The organism is Streptococcus sp. 449_SSPC (assembly GCF_001073005.1).
Classification (GTDB): domain Bacteria; phylum Bacillota; class Bacilli; order Lactobacillales; family Streptococcaceae; genus Streptococcus; species Streptococcus salivarius_F.
The window spans coordinates 26305-43856 of the sequence record NZ_JVGR01000009.1; the positions used below are offsets into that span (position 1 = coordinate 26305).

24 protein-coding genes are annotated in these 17552 nt (G+C 38.7%); 1 reads left to right on the forward strand and 23 read right to left on the reverse strand.

Annotated elements, in window-relative coordinates; genetic code table 11:
- Positions 1–5: 5 nt before the first annotated feature.
- The 23 genes from rplX to ADH51_RS02060 all read right to left on the reverse strand — a co-directional run bounded on the left by rplX (position 6) and on the right by ADH51_RS02060 (position 17118).
- Entirely contained in the window at positions 6–311 is a 306-nt protein-coding gene (rplX, locus tag ADH51_RS01950; protein ID WP_048674103.1) for a 50S ribosomal protein L24, read from the reverse strand.
- An 80-nt stretch (positions 312–391) separates the two neighbouring features.
- A complete protein-coding gene (gene rplN / locus ADH51_RS01955; RefSeq protein WP_002885711.1) occupies positions 392–760 on the reverse strand; it encodes a 50S ribosomal protein L14 in 369 nt (122 codons plus the stop codon).
- Positions 761–784: 24 nt separating this feature from the next.
- Positions 785–1045 carry a 30S ribosomal protein S17 gene (gene rpsQ / locus ADH51_RS01960; protein WP_002885836.1) on the reverse strand — a complete coding sequence of 87 codons (261 nt, stop codon included), beginning with the start codon at positions 1043–1045 and terminating at the stop codon, positions 785–787.
- 27 nt (positions 1046–1072) lie between these two features.
- The gene (rpmC, locus tag ADH51_RS01965; protein ID WP_002885754.1) at positions 1073–1279 is read right to left on the reverse strand and encodes a 50S ribosomal protein L29; all 207 of its coding nucleotides are present in this window, start codon (positions 1277–1279) and stop codon (positions 1073–1075) included.
- A 9-nt stretch (positions 1280–1288) separates the two neighbouring features.
- Positions 1289–1702, reverse strand: coding sequence for a 50S ribosomal protein L16 (rplP, locus tag ADH51_RS01970; protein ID WP_000960950.1), 414 nt, complete (start codon positions 1700–1702; stop codon positions 1289–1291).
- Between the two features lie 3 nt (positions 1703–1705).
- Entirely contained in the window at positions 1706–2359 is a 654-nt protein-coding gene (gene rpsC, locus ADH51_RS01975; protein ID WP_002885727.1) for a 30S ribosomal protein S3, read from the reverse strand.
- A gap of 12 nt (positions 2360–2371) precedes the next feature.
- Positions 2372–2716, reverse strand: coding sequence for a 50S ribosomal protein L22 (gene rplV / locus ADH51_RS01980; RefSeq protein ID WP_002887063.1), 345 nt, complete (start codon positions 2714–2716; stop codon positions 2372–2374).
- A gap of 15 nt (positions 2717–2731) precedes the next feature.
- Positions 2732–3010 (reverse strand): 30S ribosomal protein S19, encoded by a 279-nt coding sequence (gene rpsS, locus ADH51_RS01985; RefSeq protein ID WP_000533765.1) that lies wholly within the window; start codon positions 3008–3010, stop codon positions 2732–2734.
- 93 nt (positions 3011–3103) lie between these two features.
- Positions 3104–3937: a 50S ribosomal protein L2 gene (gene rplB / locus ADH51_RS01990; RefSeq protein ID WP_002885867.1), complete on the reverse strand. Its 834-nt coding sequence runs from the start codon at positions 3935–3937 to the stop codon at positions 3104–3106.
- Positions 3938–3954: 17 nt separating this feature from the next.
- The gene (locus ADH51_RS01995; RefSeq protein ID WP_002885771.1) at positions 3955–4251 is read right to left on the reverse strand and encodes a 50S ribosomal protein L23; all 297 of its coding nucleotides are present in this window, start codon (positions 4249–4251) and stop codon (positions 3955–3957) included.
- Positions 4251–4874 carry a 50S ribosomal protein L4 gene (rplD, locus tag ADH51_RS02000; protein ID WP_002885795.1) on the reverse strand — a complete coding sequence of 208 codons (624 nt, stop codon included), beginning with the start codon at positions 4872–4874 and terminating at the stop codon, positions 4251–4253. Before rplD ends, ADH51_RS01995 begins: the two co-directional genes overlap by 1 nt.
- A gap of 24 nt (positions 4875–4898) precedes the next feature.
- Positions 4899–5525 carry a 50S ribosomal protein L3 gene (gene rplC / locus ADH51_RS02005; RefSeq protein ID WP_002885755.1) on the reverse strand — a complete coding sequence of 209 codons (627 nt, stop codon included), beginning with the start codon at positions 5523–5525 and terminating at the stop codon, positions 4899–4901.
- Positions 5526–5639: 114 nt separating this feature from the next.
- Positions 5640–5948: a 30S ribosomal protein S10 gene (gene rpsJ, locus ADH51_RS02010; protein WP_002885653.1), complete on the reverse strand. Its 309-nt coding sequence runs from the start codon at positions 5946–5948 to the stop codon at positions 5640–5642.
- 243 nt (positions 5949–6191) lie between these two features.
- A complete protein-coding gene (gene ruvB / locus ADH51_RS02015) occupies positions 6192–7193 on the reverse strand; it encodes a Holliday junction branch migration DNA helicase RuvB (RefSeq protein ID WP_002887068.1) in 1002 nt (333 codons plus the stop codon).
- Positions 7194–7273: 80 nt separating this feature from the next.
- Positions 7274–9097, reverse strand: coding sequence for an acyltransferase family protein (locus ADH51_RS02020; RefSeq protein ID WP_048674106.1), 1824 nt, complete (start codon positions 9095–9097; stop codon positions 7274–7276).
- A complete protein-coding gene (locus ADH51_RS02025; protein WP_048674108.1) occupies positions 9094–9504 on the reverse strand; it encodes a membrane protein in 411 nt (136 codons plus the stop codon). The genes ADH51_RS02020 and ADH51_RS02025 overlap by 4 nt, the downstream gene beginning before the upstream one ends.
- Entirely contained in the window at positions 9501–9935 is a 435-nt protein-coding gene (locus ADH51_RS02030) for a low molecular weight protein-tyrosine-phosphatase (RefSeq protein WP_048674110.1), read from the reverse strand. The genes ADH51_RS02025 and ADH51_RS02030 overlap by 4 nt, the downstream gene beginning before the upstream one ends.
- Before the next feature lie 275 nt (positions 9936–10210).
- The gene (locus ADH51_RS02035) at positions 10211–11503 is read right to left on the reverse strand and encodes an adenylosuccinate synthase (protein WP_048674112.1); all 1293 of its coding nucleotides are present in this window, start codon (positions 11501–11503) and stop codon (positions 10211–10213) included.
- A 264-nt stretch (positions 11504–11767) separates the two neighbouring features.
- Positions 11768–12274 (reverse strand): DNA topology modulation protein, encoded by a 507-nt coding sequence (locus ADH51_RS02040; RefSeq protein WP_022495839.1) that lies wholly within the window; start codon positions 12272–12274, stop codon positions 11768–11770.
- Positions 12275–12788: 514 nt separating this feature from the next.
- Positions 12789–13934: a low temperature requirement protein A gene (locus tag ADH51_RS02045; protein ID WP_048674114.1), complete on the reverse strand. Its 1146-nt coding sequence runs from the start codon at positions 13932–13934 to the stop codon at positions 12789–12791.
- A 347-nt stretch (positions 13935–14281) separates the two neighbouring features.
- Entirely contained in the window at positions 14282–15292 is a 1011-nt protein-coding gene (locus tag ADH51_RS02050) for a YeiH family protein (RefSeq protein WP_003009857.1), read from the reverse strand.
- A gap of 579 nt (positions 15293–15871) precedes the next feature.
- A complete protein-coding gene (locus ADH51_RS02055; RefSeq protein WP_048674117.1) occupies positions 15872–16387 on the reverse strand; it encodes a DUF308 domain-containing protein in 516 nt (171 codons plus the stop codon).
- Between the two features lie 218 nt (positions 16388–16605).
- On the reverse strand, positions 16606–17118 hold the full coding sequence (locus tag ADH51_RS02060) for a helix-turn-helix domain-containing protein (protein WP_002919839.1): 513 nt from the start codon (positions 17116–17118) through the stop codon (positions 16606–16608).
- A gap of 207 nt (positions 17119–17325) precedes the next feature.
- Here ADH51_RS02060 and ADH51_RS10295 point away from each other — a divergent pair, with 207 nt between their 5' ends.
- Positions 17326–17508 carry a hypothetical protein gene (locus ADH51_RS10295; RefSeq protein ID WP_003095815.1) on the forward strand — a complete coding sequence of 61 codons (183 nt, stop codon included), beginning with the start codon at positions 17326–17328 and terminating at the stop codon, positions 17506–17508.
- The last annotated feature ends 44 nt before the right edge of the window (positions 17509–17552 follow it).

Below are 17552 nucleotides of genomic sequence, written 5' to 3' on the forward strand. Positions count from 1 at the left end.
CGTGATTAGTCAAGCACTTCGCCTGATTTTTTGTTGTAACGAACTTTTTTGCCGTCAACAACTTTGTAACCTACACGTCCAGCTACACCGTTCTTGTCAAGAACTTGAACGTTTGAAGCGTGGATTGGTGCTTCTTTTTCCACGATAGCACCTTGAGGGTTTTCAGCTGATGGTTTTTGGTGTTTTTTGATGATTGCAACACCTTCAACAACAACTTTGTTTACTTTTGGAAAAGCTTTAAGAACTACTGCTTCAGTTCCTTTGTCTTTACCAGCAATAACGCGAACTTTATCGCCTTTTTTTACAAACATTTGAGTATTTCTCCTATTATTTCTTACGCCCTAATGGGCACCCTGAACATTTCAGGGGACTAAGTTTGTGTTAATTCAGATTAAAGTACTTCTGGCGCCAAAGATACGATACGCATGTATCCACCTTCACGCAATTCACGTGCAACAGGGCCAAAGATACGAGTTCCACGAGGAGTTTTGTCATCGCGGATGATTACTGCAGCGTTATCATCAAACTTGATGTATGAACCGTCTGGACGGCGAGCACCAGTTTTTGTACGAACGATAACAGCTTTAACAACATCACCTTTTTTAACAGCTCCACCTGGTGTAGCTTGTTTAACAGTTGCAACGATAACGTCGCCGATGTTAGCGAATTTACGTCCTGAACCACCAAGAACTTTGATAGTCAAGATTTCACGAGCACCGCTATTATCAGCAACTTTTAAGCGACTTTCTTGTTGAATCATTTCAATTGTCTCCTTTTAGTTTTATTAGATAATAACAGCTTCTTCCACAACTTCTACAAGACGGAAGCGTTTTGTAGCTGAAAGTGGGCGAGTTTCCATGATACGAACGATATCGCCTTCTTTAGCAACGTTGTTTTCATCATGTGCTTTGTATTTTTTAGAATAGTTGATACGTTTACCATAGACTGGGTGGTTACGTTTAGTTTCAACTACAACTGTGATTGTTTTATCCATCTTGTCAGATACTACGCGTCCAACAAGGGTTTTACGTTGATTACGTTCCATTATTAGAATTGCTCCTTTCCCAATCTATTATTTGATTTCAGATTGCACAGTTTTAACACGTGCAATTTGTTTTTTCACTTCGTTCAAACGGGCAGTTTGATCAAGTTGACCTGCTGCAGCTTGGAAACGAAGGTCGAAAAGTTCTTTCTTAAGTTCGTTTTCTTTTTTAGCAAGCTCTTCTTGAGACAAGCCACGAAGCTCAGCAACAAACTTTTTGATTTCTTCAAGTTTCATGTCTTCTCCTTATTCTGCTTCACGTTTCACGAATTTACATTTAACTGGCAATTTGTGGCTAGCAAGACGAAGCGCTTCACGTGCAACTTCTTCAGAAACACCTGCGATTTCGAACATTACTTTACCACGTTTAACTGGTGCTACCCAACCTTCAGGTGCCCCTTTACCAGAACCCATACGTACACCGATAGCTTTAGCAGTGTATGATTTGTGTGGGAAGATCTTAATCCAAACCTTACCACCACGTTTCATGTAACGAGTCATGGCAATACGAGCAGCCTCGATTTGACGGTTTGTAATCCAGTGGCTAGTTGTAGCTTGAAGACCGTATTCACCGAATGATACTTCTTTACCACCTTTAGCCTCACCGCGCATTTTTCCACGGAATTCACGACGGTGTTTAACACGTTTAGGTACTAACATTTGTTATTTGCCTCCTTTAGTGTTTTTACGAGCTGGAAGAACTTCTCCACGGTAGATCCAAACTTTAACACCAAGTTTACCGTAAGTTGTGTCAGCTTCTTCCCAAGCGTAATCGATATCAGCGCGAAGTGTGTGAAGTGGAACTGTACCTTCAGAGTATCCTTCTGCACGGGCGATATCTGCACCATTCAAACGACCTGATACTTGAGTTTTGATTCCTTTAGCTCCAGCACGCATTGCACGTTGGATAGCTTGTTTTTGTGCACGACGGAAAGCAACACGTTGCTCAAGTTGGCGAGCAATTGTTTCACCAACAAGGTGAGCGTCCAAATCAGGTTTCTTGATTTCAACGATGTTGATGTGTACTTGTTTTCCAGTCAATTTGTTAAGTTGAGCGCGAAGAGCGTCAACGTTTGATCCACCTTTACCGATAACCATACCTGGTTTTGCAGTGTGAAGTGAAACAATAACTTTGTTTACAGCACGTTCGATTTCAATAGTTGAAACTGAAGCGTCTGCAAGTTCTTTTTGAATGAATTTGCGGATTGCCAAATCTTCGTGAAGGTAATCTGCGTATTCTTTTTCAGCATACCATTTCGCATCCCAGTCACGGATGATCCCGACACGCATACCAATTGGATGTACTTTTTGACCCACGAGTTTACCTCCTTATTTTTCTGACACAACTACTGTTACGTGAGTTGTGCGTTTGTTGATTGGTGAAGCTGAACCTTTCGCACGTGGACGGAAACGTTTCATTGTTGGTCCTTCGTTTGCGAATGTTTCAGATACTACCAAGTTAGCTTTTTCCAAACCAAAGTTGTTTTCTGCGTTAGCGATAGCAGAGTTAAGAGTTTTCTCAACAATGCGAGCTGCTTTGTTTGGAGTGAATTTCAAGATTGCGATTGCATCAGCAACGTTCTTACCACGGATAAGATCAAGAACAAGACGTGTTTTACGAGGTGAAACACGCACTGTACGAGCCATTGCTTTAGCTGAAGTAATTTCTGCCATTGTGTCCTCCTCCTATTAACGACGTGTTTTCTTATCGTCAGCTGCGTGACCTTTGTAAGTACGAGTTGGTGCAAATTCACCAAGTTTGTGACCTACCATGTCTTCTTGGATGTAAACAGGAACGTGTTTACGTCCATCATAAACTGCGATAGTGTATCCGATGAAACTTGGGAAAATCGTTGAACGACGTGACCAAGTTTTAATTACTTTTTTCTTTTCGTCATTTGCTTGAGCTTCAACTTTTTTCATCAAATGCTCATCGACGAAAGGTCCTTTTTTAAGACTACGTCCCATTTTGTAGTTTTCTCCTTTAAATTAAATGTACCACAGCGGCTTGCACTAAGAAGTGCTACCGAGTTGGCGGATGTTATGTGCTAAGCGACTAAATTATTTTTCGTTACGACGACGAACAATAAGTTTGTCAGATTTAGCTTTCTTGTTACGAGTTTTAAGACCAAGCGCAGGTTTACCCCATGGAGTAGATGGCGCTTTACGTCCAACTGGTGCTTTACCTTCACCACCACCGTGTGGGTGATCGTTAGGGTTCATTACAGAACCACGAACTGTTGGGCGAACACCTTTCCAGCGATTACGGCCGGCTTTACCAAGGTTGATAAGTGATTGTTGTTCGTTACCTACAGTACCGATAGTTGCACGACATGTACCAAGAACCATACGAACTTCGCCTGATTGAAGACGAACAAGTACGTATTTACCTTCTTGACCCAAAACTTGAGCAGATGCACCAGCAGCACGGATAAGTTCAGCACCTTTACCTGGTTGAAGCTCAATGTTGTGGATAACTGTACCAACTGGGATGTTTGCAAGTGGAAGAGCGTTACCAACTTTGATATCCGCATCTGGACCTGAAACGATACGTTGACCTACTTCAAGACCTTTAGGTGCGATGATGTAAGCTTTAACCCCGTCAGTGTAGTGTACAAGAGCGATGTTTGCAGTACGGTTTGGATCATACTCAATTGTTTTAACAACTGCTTCAACGCCATCTTTGTTACGTTTGAAGTCAATCAAACGGTAGTGACGTTTGTGTCCGCCACCTTGGTGACGTACAGTGATACGACCGTTGTTGTTACGACCAGCTTTGTTCTTAAGAGAAACAAGCAATGATTTTTCAGGAGTGCTTGTAGTGATTTCTGCGAAATCCAAAGAAGTCATGTTACGACGGCCATTTGTCGTTGGTTTATAAACTTTAATACCCACGTTAATTTCTCCTTTGATTATTCAGCTTCAGCTGCAAACAACTCGATTGCTTTAGAATCAGCTGTAAGAGTGATGATAGCTTTTTTAGTTTTTGAAGTGAAACCAGTGTAACGTCCAACACGTTTTTGTTTTGGTTTAACAGTTACAGTGTTCACGCTAGCAACTTTAACACCTTCAAATGCAGCTTCAACTGCTTGTTTGATCAAGAGTTTGTGTGCACGTGTATCAACTTCGAAAGTGTATTTTCCTGCTTCAAGAGCAACCATAGATTTCTCAGTGATAACAGGTTTTTTGATTACGTCATACAAATTCATTATGCAAGAACCTCCTCGATTGATGAGATAGCTTCTTTAGTAACAAGAAGTTTATCTGCGTTTACGATGTCAAGTACACTTGCAGTTGCAGGAGTTGCAACAGTTACGTTTGCAAGGTTACGTGCTGAGAGTTCAGCGAATTTGTTTCCTTCTTCAACGATAACAAGTACTTTAGAATCGATGCTAAGAGCTGAAAGAACGTTTGCGAATTCAGCAGTTTTTGGAGCTGCAAATGAAAGAGCTTCAACCGCTACAAATTTATCTTCTGCAACTTTAGCTGAGTAAACAGATTTCAATGCAAGGCGACGAACTTTTTGAGGAAGTTTGTATCCGTATGAACGTGGAGTTGGTCCGAAGACAACACCACCACCACGCCATTGTGGTGAGCGGATAGAACCTTGACGAGCACGTCCAGTTCCTTTTTGACGCCATGGTTTACGTCCACCACCTGATACTGCTGAACGGTTTTTAACCGCGTGAGTACCTTGGCGAAGGCTAGCACGTTGGCTGATTACGACATCAAATACTACTGATTCGTTTGGTTCGATACCGAAGATAGCGTCGTTAAGTTCAACTGTGCTAACTTCTTTACCAGTTTGGTCAAATAGTTTTACGTTTGCCATTTTTAACTGATTTCTCCTTTCTTATTATTTAGCAGCTTTAACTGCTGATTTGATAGTGATAAGAGATTTCTTAGCACCTGGTACGTTACCTTTGATAAGGATAACGTTTTTCTCTGGGATAACTTGTACAACTTCAAGGTTTTGAATTGTCACACGGTTGCCACCCATACGTCCTGCCAAGTGTTTGTTTTTGAAAACACGGTTAGGCGCAACAGGTCCCATTGAACCTGGACGACGGTGGTAACGAGAACCGTGAGCCATAGGTCCGCGTGATTGACCGTGGCGTTTGATAACACCTTGGAAACCTTTACCTTTTGAAGTACCAGTTACGTCAACAACATCTCCAGCTTCGAATGTGTCAACAGTGATTTCTGATCCAACTTCCAAGCCTTCAATGTTTTTGAATTCACGAATGAAGCGCTTAGGAGCTGTGTTAGCTTTCGCTACGTGGCCTTTGGCAGGTTTGTTGCTCAATACTTCGCGTTTGTCGTCAAAACCAACTTGAACTGCTTCGTAACCGTCTGTTTCAACAGTTTTAACTTGAAGCACAACGTTTGGAGTAGCTTCGATGACAGTAACAGGGATAAATTCACCTGCTTCAGTGAAGATTTGAGTCATTCCCACTTTTTTCCCTAAGATTCCTTTTGTCATGAGAAAATATTTCCTTTACTTTATTGTTTTTTCAAAAAGTTTTTTATGAGCGTTTTTTATGCTCAAAAAAGTTTTTAACGAGCGTTTTTTATGCTCAATGAATCAAGCTTTTAATTAAAGTTTGATTTCTACGTTCACACCACTTGGAAGATCAAGTTTCATCAAAGCGTCAACTGTTTTTTGAGTTGGGTTGATGATGTCGATAAGACGTTTGTGTGTACGCATTTCGAATTGTTCGCGAGAATCTTTATATTTGTGAGTCGCACGAATAATTGTGTAGAGACTACGTTCAGTTGGAAGTGGAACTGGCCCAGCAACTGTCGCACCTGTGCGAGTTGCAGTTTCTACGATTTTTTCAGCCGCTGTATCAAGCGTACGGTGTTCGTAAGCTTTCAAACGGATACGGATTTTTTTGTTTGCCATTTTTTCTCCTCTTTCGTCTATTTAAGATAATAGGCTAGCTCCTCAAGAAAACCAACACGGATTGCGTGGCAGTGCAACCAGGCGTGTCGCAACCTCTTGTATCATAGCTAAGCGCTGTATTTACAGCACCATAATATAATAACAAAAGAACCTACTCATTGCAAGGGATTTTTTAAGTTTTTTTCTTTTTCTTTATTTTCTTTTTTGCCTAAACAAAAAAATCCATCTTCGATGGATTTTTTATCAACTTTCTTGAGTGTAGTCGTACCCCATGTGTTCATAGGCTTTAACCGTTGCAACACGTCCTGTTCGTGTTCGCATAATAAATCCCTTTTGAATTAGATAGGGTTCATACATATCTTCTACCGTTTCTCGCTCTTCAGCAATATTAACTGACAAGGTACCTAGACCAACTGGTCCCCCACCATACATTTCAATCATGGTGCGGAGAATTTTTTGGTCGACATAATCTAGTCCTTCATGGTCCACATCCAACATAGTCAACGCCTTGTCTGCAATCTTATCATCAATGATGCCATCACCCATAATTTGTGCATAGTCTCTCACGCGCTTAAGTAGGCGGTTAGCAATACGAGGCGTCCCACGGCTACGACGTGCTAGCTCTAGAGCAGCTTCAGGTGTTATAGTCATGTCAAAGATTTCTGAAGTACGTTCAATAATTTCCTTCAAATCTGGTAGCTCATAATATTCCATATGACCATTAATCCCAAAGCGAGCCCTCAATGGATTTGACAACATACCTGCTCGAGTAGTTGCACCTACTAATGTGAAAGGTGGTAACTCTAGATGGACACTTCGACTTGTTTCGCCCGCACCAATCATGATATCGATGTAGTAATCTTCCATAGCACTATAAAGAACTTCTTCCACTGCCATTGGCATCCGGTGAATCTCATCAATAAATAAGATATCACCTGGCTCCAAGTCATTGAGTATAGCAACTAAATCACCAGCCTTTTCAATTGCTGGCCCAGACGTCTGCTTTAAATTGACGCCCATCTCATTAGCTATCACAAAAGCCATAGTTGTTTTCCCCAAACCTGGAGGACCAAACAAAAGAGTATGATCTAGGGCTTCATCACGAAGTTTAGCTGCCTCTATAAAAATCTTTAATTGGTCTTTAACCTTATCTTGACCAATGTATTCCTTAAAGTACTGTGGACGAAGGGTACGCTCAACATACTCTTCATCTCCTAGTAAATCATTATCTAATATTCTTGCCATAGGCTTATTTTAGCACAAAACAAAAAATGCAGTCAAAATTTGTCCATAAAAAAGAAGACAAGACTTGTCTTCTCTCTTAATTATTTCTTACCACCCTTAACTGGTGCCTTATCAGCTTTCTCTATAGCTTCTTTAATTGTCTTAGTATAGAGTTTAGCGCCACGGTTAATTGAGTCGCTATCAGATCCAAAGTGAACCCCATCTGTACCATTCCAGATAGAAATATTTTCTTTAGCCACTTGATACCAGTCAGCAACTGTCACAAAGTCATATTTCTCCGCCATCTCTAACTCATACTTACGTAACTGAAGCAAAGATTGAGCCTCGTTACCAGATTTACTTCCATTATATGGTGTTACAAAGATAATATGGTGACCCTTAGGTAAATTCTTGATGATTTTATTAATAACGCCTTTATAGTCGTCAATCTCATTAACACCACCAGCAATGACAACATCCTTAGCAAGAGCATTACTATCCGCGTAATCTTTAAGCAAATCGTTGATTGTTGATAGGTTACGACTGACTACTGCATCTATAGCGACATTATCAATACTTGATTCCAGCTGATCTTTTGATCTAAGAGCTACGGAGTCCCCTAAAACTGTCACTCCCTTATTCACACCAAATGAAGTAGCCTGACTGTTCTCCGCATTTGTACGAGTTAATTTCATTTTAGTCTGAGCTTGCGACAACCCATTAGCTTCTAAATCTTTCTCAAAGTTCCCTACAGCCGGCGCAAAGAGAGAAATAAGCACTGTAATTAAGGTAAGACCACTAAATACATAAAGCACAATATGTCGGTACGGCGTCAAGTCTAAGTCTATTCCAAAGAGACTGGCCTTTCTTCCTGCAATAAATGGCTCTATTATATAGTAGGAAAGTGTCGCAAAAACAATTGACAGAATCGTTGTCAGAATGACTGCAATAATATTATTGGTCAATTGACTAAAGATAATATATAGTGGCCAGTGAAAAAGATAGACACTATAGCTGATTTCTGCCAGATAACTAATAAGAGCAGGCTCTGATTTTCCAGGCAATTTCTCATGGAGGACACGGGCAGAGTAAATCATAACAGCCGTGAACAAACTAGCCAAAACAAAACCAAATAGGTAGGTGATGCGTTCCTCAAAATGAAGGACTAAGCCCAACAATACGAGCAAGGCAAAACTTCCTGCCATATAAAGGACTGTCTTTTTCAGAGTCCAAAGACGTATATTTTTCTTGAACCTAGCGGTCGTTTCATACACACCTGAAAGTGTCGCAAAGAGTGAACCCAAGAAGAAAGGATAGGCATGCGTAATTGATGAGAAATACAAACGAGAAAAACCATCAACAAAGAAGGCACCAATAAACATTGATAAGAAGCTTACCACAAAGCAAGCTAGCGATACCATAAAGACTAGGCTTCTAAATTGATTTTGATGTTTGACACGCTTAGCTAAGAACCACAGCAAAGCCCCCCAGAGAATGTAATAATGGACCTCAATAGCCAAACTCCATGTGTGGAGGTAAATATGCTGGTTAAACTGGTTCTCGTAATTACCACCGGTCAAAATCTCATAATAGTTAGTTACAAAACCGATAACAGAGGTAATTTGACGTCCAATACCTGCAATAAAATCATTTCGCACTAAGAGTGCCAAAGGGGTACAGATAAGCACCATCAACACAAGTGGTGGTACTATCCGGTAAAATCGTCGTCGCATAAATCCAAGGTAATCAATGCGATGCGTCCTAGATACCTCATCAATCAAAAGTGCTGTAATCAAATACCCTGAAAAGGTAAAGAAGACATCAACACCAATAAATCCCCCAGGAAGAATACTTGGGAAGAAATGATAGATCAGAACCAACAGTAGCCCTGTCACACGAATATAAGAAAACCAGTTAATTCTCATCCTTTAAAAATCCCCTGTTTAAATTTTCCTTTATAGGTAACCTTTTTTTCGGTTGTCAATTTTCCTTGACCGTCTGCTTGACCAGACTTGAATTCTCCGACATAAGTCCAACCTTTATGAGATTTGAAAGTTCCTTGACCATTAAAAGAACCGTTTTTAAATTCTCCCGTATAGGTATCACCATTATCATAGGTCAAAGTTCCCTGACCATTCAAACGATGGTTCTGCATCTGACCCTTATAAGTAATCTTAGTCCCGTCAATCTTGATGGAATGTTGCGTTTTTATAGTCACCAAAAACAAGGAAAGAGCGCACAAAATAATAATACCTACAGTGATACGCTCAAATTGATTACGATCAATCTCAATATTTTTAAAATCAAAATCCTTTAGTTGTTTAAAATTCATTGTCTATCCTTAATCCACTGTAACCACTCTTGGCAACCTTCCGTTACCAATTTGTATGTTTCTTCAAAGTCACCTGTGTACCATGGGTCCGGCACTCCACCAGGTCTGAAAAGCTTGATTTTATCGTCATAATGCCCTGCAGATATCTGTAGAAGATCCTCAACATTTGACTCATCCATTCCCACAACTAGATCAAAGAACTCAAAATCAGCCTGACTAATCTGCTGTGAGCCCTTGGAAGAGTCAAAAGAAATAGCATATTTCCTTAAAATCTTTTGGGTACCTTGATGAACTGGATTTCCATGCTCCCATGAAGATGTCGCGCGACTTTCGATATGCAAAGACTTTCCTTGGTCCAGCTCTTTCATCACAAATTCTGCCATTGGGCTACGACAAATATTCCCCAGACAAACAAATACAATCTTCTTCATTATTCACCTCTTGCCCAAAGCTATTAAGAGATATGCTCACTTATTTTCTTTGTCAAAATTACGAACACACTTTTAAATCATGAAAGTAGGTTCTCATTAATTTTCATTTAATCAATCCATATTATACCGAAAAACTAATCAAATAGAAAGGTTTCTCTCCTAATCATATCGAAAAATTAGTAACCTTTTTTAATAGTTGCAACATTCATATTAATCCATAAGTTTAAGGCGTGAGAAAAGAGAACCTAGTTTCCTGGATTCTCCTTTTGTTGGCTTTAGATATTTGACCAAACACTTTCAAGAATGTTTGTTTGTTCACGTCCTGGTCCTACAGAGAAAGTAGAGATACGTACACCTACCAATTCACCAACACGACGAACATAATTACGAGCATTTTCAGGAAGCTCATCTAAACTACGGCAACCTGTGATGTCTTCTTCCCAACCTGGCAATTCTTCATAGATTGGTTTACAGCGTTTCAATTGCTCAAGACTAGCTGGGTAGTAATCAATACGCTCACCATCAAGATCATAAGCTACACAAATTTTTACAGTGTCAAGACCTGAGAGAACATCGATACAGTTCAAGCTGAGGTTTGTGATACCTGATACACGACGGCTATGGCGCATCACCACTGAGTCAAACCATCCCACACGACGTGGACGTCCAGTTGTTGTTCCATATTCATGACCAACTTCACGGATACGTTCACCTACTTCATCAAATAACTCAGTTGGGAAAGGACCATCACCAACACGACTCGTATAGGCCTTACATACACCAACGACCTTGTTGATTTTAGATGGACCAACACCTGAACCGATTGTAACACCACCCGCAACTGGGTTTGATGACGTTACAAATGGGTAAGTACCTTGGTCAATATCAAGCATAACCCCTTGAGCTCCTTCAAAGAGGACACGTTTGCCTGCATCAAGAGCGTCGTTCAAGATTACAGATGTATCTGTGACATATTGCTTAATTTGTTGTCCATAAGCATAGTACTCTTCAAAAATCTCTTCGAATGATAATTCTTCAGATTCATACATCTTATTGAAAAGACGGTTTTTCTCAGCTAAGTTTGTTTTCAAACGATCAGCAAAGATTTCTTTGTCCAAAAGGTCTGCAATACGGATACCTACACGCGCAGCCTTATCCATATAGGCAGGACCAATACCTTTGTTAGTTGTACCAATCTTATTATCACCTTTAGCAGCTTCTTGCAGTTGATCAAGTTTAATATGGTACGGCAAGATAACGTGCGCACGGTCAGAAATACGAAGGCTCTCTGTTGACACACCTTCGGCATGAAGATATTCCAACTCTTTGACAAGTGATTTAGGATTGACCACTACACCGTTCCCGATAACAGAGATTTTCTCTGGGAAGAAAATACCTGATGGAATCAAGTGCAATTTAAATTTCTTACCATCGATAACAATCGTGTGACCTGCATTGTCTCCACCTTGATAACGTGCGATCACTTCGGCATCTTGACTTAGGAAATCTGTAATTTTCCCTTTACCTTCATCACCCCACTGGGTACCCACAACAACTACTGATGTCATATTATTTTGATAACGGACAGCTCCACCTTTACGAGGCTGTCCCCACCTTTCTTGAAAAACTTCACGGTGGGAATTTCACCCACAAGTTTCGCGTTACAGTTTATTATAGCAGAAAAAAGGCTATTTGTTCAACGTTGAAAGCGCTTCTTACAAAATATTCTGACAGTTATAGCTAAGATTGCAACTCGTTATTTACGATCTCTTTTTTATCCTTACATCTTATATAGAACTACCAGCTATTTTATGACTAAATAATTCTACTAGCTATTTAACCTGCTTCATATAATGATTTAACTGCCTTTGATTCTTTAAAATAATTGTCTTGTCAGAATAATTTTTAATAACTACATTATATTGCTCGACATATTTTTTAGAACGTCCGTCTAATAAAATCCATTTCACAAATGCAAAATCAAATTTTTCATTACAGTCTTCTGCCATGCTAGGACGTGTCTTTCCCCTATATGTTAAATAGCGCCTAAATGCCCGATAGAGACAATTAACTCTGTTAAAGTTGAAATAGACAATACAGTCAGCTTCCCTCATGCGTTCTTCATAAAGACAGGCCGAGTAATTCCCTTCAATAATCCAATCACGTTGTAGCATAAATGTTGATATATCGTCAGTCATTTCATCAACTGTTCGCTCTTGCCAATTTGATGTGAAATGAATTTTATCTAAATGAAGAACCTCACAATTGTAGTGTTGACCTAAAAAGTTTGCCAAAGTAGACTTTCCAGAGCCGCTATAGCCAATGATTGCAATTTTCAATACAGGTCTCCTTTTTCAATTCTGTTTCCTGACTAATATCATAACACAAAGCATATATCTTAGAAGGAATTATCATTTGGAACAACTCTCGTTTGGACAAACAAGCACGTAAAGTTCTGTTTAAAGTGAGTTCTTTCTTAGAAAAATAAAAAAAAGAGACCTACAATCAAGTCTCTTTTCGATATTAAACTGCCCCCTACATGAATTTGTAAGAACTTTTCATATTGAAAATAAACAAAAATGTTGAAATATAGCTGATTTTAGGGAAATACTTTTAGGTATTTTCAATGTCAGGATTTAAAAATGGGGCAAAAGTGGGGCAAAAACAAATTAACGAAAAAAATATCGAGTTCGTGCATCAAGTAAATGATAAATTGCAAGAATAAGTGCAACATTTACTCGAACTCATCCTCTAGAGCTTCACTAGCAGTTCTGTAAGCTAAACATTTTCGTGGTCGGTGATTGATATCATATAAAGCCTTGGTTCCCAAAGCTTTTTTATGTTATAAACTCATTAAAAGAACCCCCAGTTAGATTTGGAATATTTTTTATTCTGTGTCACATAAAAATAAATAAAATGAATGGCTATAGCTAGAGCTAAAATGGTTGTTATACTCACTACTATTATAGGATTAGAAGCAAAGATTAAAGAGAGAATCAAGGCAGCCAGATAGAGTGTCGCTTGGACACAGTAGTAACTTTTCGAATAGCTAAGATAGTGTTTGTTACAGGGCCCATTTACTAGGACAGCAGCTTGAAAGAGGCCAAATCCGATATAAGAGAAGCTGGTTGCAAAGAGACGATTAGCTTCAGGATTCAGAAGAAAACTCATCGAAACGGTCATCATAATAAGTCCAATGAAAATAGGATAGTGACTGTAAATTAGAAATAGTCCCTTTTGATCAGATTTTTCATCAATAGCATGGTCGAATTGACCAAAATAAAACAAGAACAGAGAAAGCATAATAATGAAATAAAGAACCGAATAAATCGAGAAATTCTCGATTGTAAAGAAGTTAGCTAGCTCCATAATCATCTCTCCAAACATAATAATGACAAGAAGGGAGATGCGCTCGATTAAATGGGGGAGATTTACCTGGTAATGCTTATCTTTACTAAGCAAGATAATTGGCATAATAAATGTTAGCAGAATACTAGCAAATAAGATAGGGACTCCAACGTAAATAGGAAGAGGAGCTGCTAGATAGACTCCTAAACTTCCTAGACCTGTTATCCATAGAAAACCTTTGATACTTTCCCGATTAACATTATCGGTTGATTTTCTAAAAAATTCAACCAAATATTGTAAAAATAAGGTAAAGGTTAATGTACCAATAGCCCAACAGAGATAATGAAAATATTGTTGCCAATCAGGTCCAATCATATTGGCTATAAAGAGTAAAAGTCCCATTTTGATAAACATGATTACCATGTTAAATAAAGAGTTCTTTCCATAGCGATTGGTATAGATGGTTTGAATCATCCAGGAATCGGTGAGAACCAAGACAGCTATGAAAAAATCAAAGAAAGAATTCCAAGTCAAAATACCATTATGAAGATGGTCAATTAAAGTAGTTACTTTTGAAATTGCAAAAACAAACACTAGGTCATAAAATAGTTCTGAAAATTCTACACGTTTATGCTTAATAAGAGTTGCCATCTTAAGACCTTTCTATTCTAGAAGTACAATTTATTATAACAGAAAATGGTAATGAGAGAAAAGGAGATGCTTAAATAACTTCATGTGACGCGAATTGTCAAAACCTTGGAGCACATTTACCTCATGTACCAACTCACAGGCAGAGTGTTTGATGATTGGTAATAAAGAATGGGTAATGAAAAAATTATCGAAATGGATAGGGAATATCCCTTTTTATTTTGCTTTAAATCAGATTTTTGGATGGAATAGTAGATGATAAGACAAAATATCTTTGAAGATACAAAAAGACAAACGCCAAAAATGACGTTTGTCTACGTTCTGAGGTAGCCTTTAGGCTCCCTTTTTTCTTAGAAAATACCGATGAGTAATTGCATGCCAAGACTAGTCAGGATGATAGCGATCCAGCAAAGGGCTCCAAGAAGAATGGATTTTCCACTGGATTTGATCATAGCAACGAGGTTAGTTTTGAGACCAATAGCACTCATAGCCATGATGATGAGGAATTTGGAGAGCTGTTTGAGAGGTGAAAAGAAGCTATTGCTAACACCAAAAGAAGTAAGGACGGTGGTTAGCAGAGAAGCTAGGATGAAGTAGAGAATGAAAACGGGGAAGATTTTTTTAAGCTTTACTCCTTGGTTGTTGTCTTGTTGACGGCTTTGCCAATAGGAGAGGAAGAGAGTAATAGGGATAATAGCTAAGGTACGAGTCAGTTTGACAATGGTTGCAGATTCTAGAGTATTGGTATGATACAGACTATCCCAGGCGCTAGCTGTGGCTGTTACAGAGGAAGTATCGTTGACCGCAGTACCCGCAAAGAGAGCAAAACCTTCGTTGGAGAGATGGAGCCAAGAACCTAGAGTTGGAAAGATAAGAGCTGCCAAGACATTGAAGAAAAAGATAACAGAAATGGCTTGGGCTACTTCTTTTTCCTTGGCGTGAATAACAGGAGCAGTCGCTGCAATGGCAGAACCGCCACAGATAGAAGAGCCTACCCCAATCAAGGTAGCTAGCTTTGTATCCATGTTAAAAAATCGTTGGAAAAAGAAAGCAATAATTAAAGCGATAGAAATAGTCGAAAGGATGACAGGAAGGGAAGATTTTCCAACTGCGAAAACTTGAGAGATATTGAGTCCAAAACCAAGTAAGATAACAGCATACTGAAGCAATTTTTTGGAGCTATAAGTCAAACCAGCATCCAGTTGTTTATAGGGAGTGAGAAAGGGGTAGAGAATCATTCCGATAAAAATGGCGAAAACAGGTGCTCCCACAACAGGCAGAAAGCCTCCTAAAACCCAAGAGATGATAGAAATGATCAGACAGACTAACAGTCCTGCCCAATTTTTTGATAGAAATGACATAAAAACCTCCGAAAATAAATACTCCTTATTATAATCTTATCTGTCAGAAAAGTAAAATAAACAGTAGGAATAAGGTTGTAAATTAACGGAATTTTGCGGTCAGAGAGCTTTTGTAGTTTAATAGATATATGTTCTTTGATCAATAAGGATGCAAATGTGGCATATGTTATTGAAAAAAATGAATTTGATGAGCCTGGATATGTGAAGTAATTATGTGAGATAAGAAAATAAATAAGAGAGTTGAAAATGTACTGCACCCCAAAAGTTAGACAGAAAAAATCTAACTTTTGGGATCAGTACAAACAGTGCTTTTTTTGTTGAAATCGCAAAGAATCTAAGCTTTCTTTTTGCAGATAACATTCGCTCTTTTATTTTCGGTATGATTGAGTCAATGCCCCGTTCTCGACCGGTTATTATTGCAACTTATCGAATGCTAGAGCACTATGCCATCACTTTTTGGAAGAATACTTGGAGCAATTCTACGCAGAATGGAATGCGAAAAAGTGATAATTAAAGAGACAAAAAAGCTGAGAATATGATTTCCCAGCTTTTTTGAATGCGATAGAAATAGCAACTAGACTATTTACGAAAGACCTCAATAATGTAGGTGAAGCCAGTAACTAAAAATGCAAAGGCAATGACATAAACGACAAAGACACCTGTAGCCACTGGATTGAACAGAATCACTAGACCTAGTAAAAATTCAAGCAAGGCTACCCACGTGATATTGCTACCAATAATAGGGAAAATCAATCCTAGACGTTTGCCTTTAAAGAAAGCAATAATGGCTTCTACAATTAACCAAATTCCTACAATGGTCGGAATGACGACCGGCAGGGTCACAAAGCCATAAGCAACGAGGTAAAGAGCTAAGAGAAGACTAACAAACCCTTGGAAAAGATAAACAGGTGAGCGAAGCTCTTTTGGTGCAGAGAAATAGCCTAAAATAGCTGCTATAGAAGAAACCAGTAAATCAAATGCAATCCACCAGCTGTAAGCAACAAGATTAGCTACTGGGTTTGTAAATAGGAAAAGTCCTAAAAGGACAAAAACAACTCCTGCAAGGAATAGCAGTAAACGATTAGAAAATTTCATTTCAATACCCCCTATATAGTATAGTCTGATAATTAAACTATTATACTTATTTTTATAGAAAATGTCAATAAAATAAATAAACAATTTGGAAGTTTCAGTCTGACTTACAAAAAGAAAAGGAGTTTCCACTCCTTTTCACAGATTGAAGACAAAGTCCTTATAAAAGTGTCTTCTAAAGATTTTAACTTCAATCTGAAGCGAGGTTATCCTCGCTTTTTCTATTTATCAAACAATTCCTTATTTTCAATTAAGAGTTCTAGTGGAGATTTATCCCTTGCTACAATAAAACCAGGTTCATATTGGTTATGAAGTGTTCTTTTCTGAGAAGTTGGATCAATATACAACTCATCTCCATCTTCTGTGTATAGTTGGTTGCCTCTTGTTAGGTAAAGTAAATCCTCTAAGTACTGTCCATCAGTTTCTAGAAAATCTTCGATGTATTTGACAGCTTTTAAAATCTCACTTACTTTATCAGAGTATTCATTAGATTCAAGAACACTCTTTTCTAACTCAATCTCTTTACTAGTTCCAAAGAGTTGGGTTGGAGTTGCATTAAAATATTCTGCTATCTTATCCAAATTTGCAAAGGTAGGATAGCTTTTTTGTTTTTCGTAATCAGAGATGGACTGTTTACCGATTCCTAAATCTTCAGCTAGTTGAGTTTGGCTTACTCCTTTTTCTATGCGTAGTCGTGCCAAATTGGGTCCAAAATTTTGAATAATAAAGGTCATGGGAAACTCCTATTTTTATTTTTAACTTATTTTATCACCTATAAACTTACAAATCAAGTTTTTAGTTGACTAATTAAAATATTTTTTATAAAATATATTTATAACTTATAAATAAGTTATAAATAATACAAAATAGCTCGTAAGTTTAGGATTGGTGAGTGGGGAGGAAGTTGAGGACAAGACGATGACTTATGACTATTCGAAGCCTTGGAGCTAGAAATTGTGTGGACAAGGACAAGGGACGAGCCTGACGGGAAGTCAGGCGAAGTCCTGCAGACTGCCGTCCAGACAATTTCTAGCCAAGCAAAAGCTGGCTATTCTAACAGCCAGCAAAAAGGTACACTTAGGGCAACGCCCAAAGAACGACGGAACGAGCGAACGTTGATTTGACGGTGTTTCTGAGACCTAAAAAATCAAAAAGAAGGGGGGACAAT

Excerpts from the sequence above, each read along its gene's own strand:
- ADH51_RS02025 (WP_048674108.1), bottom strand. The coding sequence starts at position 9,504 with ATGAATTTTAAACAACTAAAGGATTTTGATTTTAAAAATATTGAGATT.
- rpsQ (WP_002885836.1), bottom strand. The coding sequence starts at position 1,045 with ATGGAACGTAATCAACGTAAAACCCTTGTTGGACGCGTAGTATCTGAC.
- rplV (WP_002887063.1), bottom strand. The coding sequence starts at position 2,716 with ATGGCAGAAATTACTTCAGCTAAAGCAATGGCTCGTACAGTGCGTGTT.
- ruvB (WP_002887068.1), bottom strand. The coding sequence starts at position 7,193 with ATGGCAAGAATATTAGATAATGATTTACTAGGAGATGAAGAGTATGTT.
- ADH51_RS02055 (WP_048674117.1), bottom strand. The coding sequence starts at position 16,387 with ATGAAATTTTCTAATCGTTTACTGCTATTCCTTGCAGGAGTTGTTTTT.
- rpsS (WP_000533765.1), bottom strand. The coding sequence starts at position 3,010 with ATGGGACGTAGTCTTAAAAAAGGACCTTTCGTCGATGAGCATTTGATG.
- ADH51_RS01995 (WP_002885771.1), bottom strand. The coding sequence starts at position 4,251 with ATGAATTTGTATGACGTAATCAAAAAACCTGTTATCACTGAGAAATCT.
- ADH51_RS02035 (WP_048674112.1), bottom strand. The coding sequence starts at position 11,503 with ATGACATCAGTAGTTGTTGTGGGTACCCAGTGGGGTGATGAAGGTAAA.
- ADH51_RS02060 (WP_002919839.1), bottom strand. The coding sequence starts at position 17,118 with ATGACCTTTATTATTCAAAATTTTGGACCCAATTTGGCACGACTACGC.
- rplX (WP_048674103.1), bottom strand. The coding sequence starts at position 311 with ATGTTTGTAAAAAAAGGCGATAAAGTTCGCGTTATTGCTGGTAAAGAC.
- ADH51_RS02050 (WP_003009857.1), bottom strand. The coding sequence starts at position 15,292 with ATGTCATTTCTATCAAAAAATTGGGCAGGACTGTTAGTCTGTCTGATC.
- ADH51_RS02045 (WP_048674114.1), bottom strand. The coding sequence starts at position 13,934 with ATGGCAACTCTTATTAAGCATAAACGTGTAGAATTTTCAGAACTATTT.
- ADH51_RS02020 (WP_048674106.1), bottom strand. The coding sequence starts at position 9,097 with ATGAGAATTAACTGGTTTTCTTATATTCGTGTGACAGGGCTACTGTTG.
- rpsJ (WP_002885653.1), bottom strand. The coding sequence starts at position 5,948 with ATGGCAAACAAAAAAATCCGTATCCGTTTGAAAGCTTACGAACACCGT.
- ADH51_RS02030 (WP_048674110.1), bottom strand. The coding sequence starts at position 9,935 with ATGAAGAAGATTGTATTTGTTTGTCTGGGGAATATTTGTCGTAGCCCA.
- rplD (WP_002885795.1), bottom strand. The coding sequence starts at position 4,874 with ATGGCAAACGTAAAACTATTTGACCAAACTGGTAAAGAAGTTAGCACA.
- rplP (WP_000960950.1), bottom strand. The coding sequence starts at position 1,702 with ATGTTAGTACCTAAACGTGTTAAACACCGTCGTGAATTCCGTGGAAAA.
- rplN (WP_002885711.1), bottom strand. The coding sequence starts at position 760 with ATGATTCAACAAGAAAGTCGCTTAAAAGTTGCTGATAATAGCGGTGCT.
- rpmC (WP_002885754.1), bottom strand. The coding sequence starts at position 1,279 with ATGAAACTTGAAGAAATCAAAAAGTTTGTTGCTGAGCTTCGTGGCTTG.
- rplC (WP_002885755.1), bottom strand. The coding sequence starts at position 5,525 with ATGACAAAAGGAATCTTAGGGAAAAAAGTGGGAATGACTCAAATCTTC.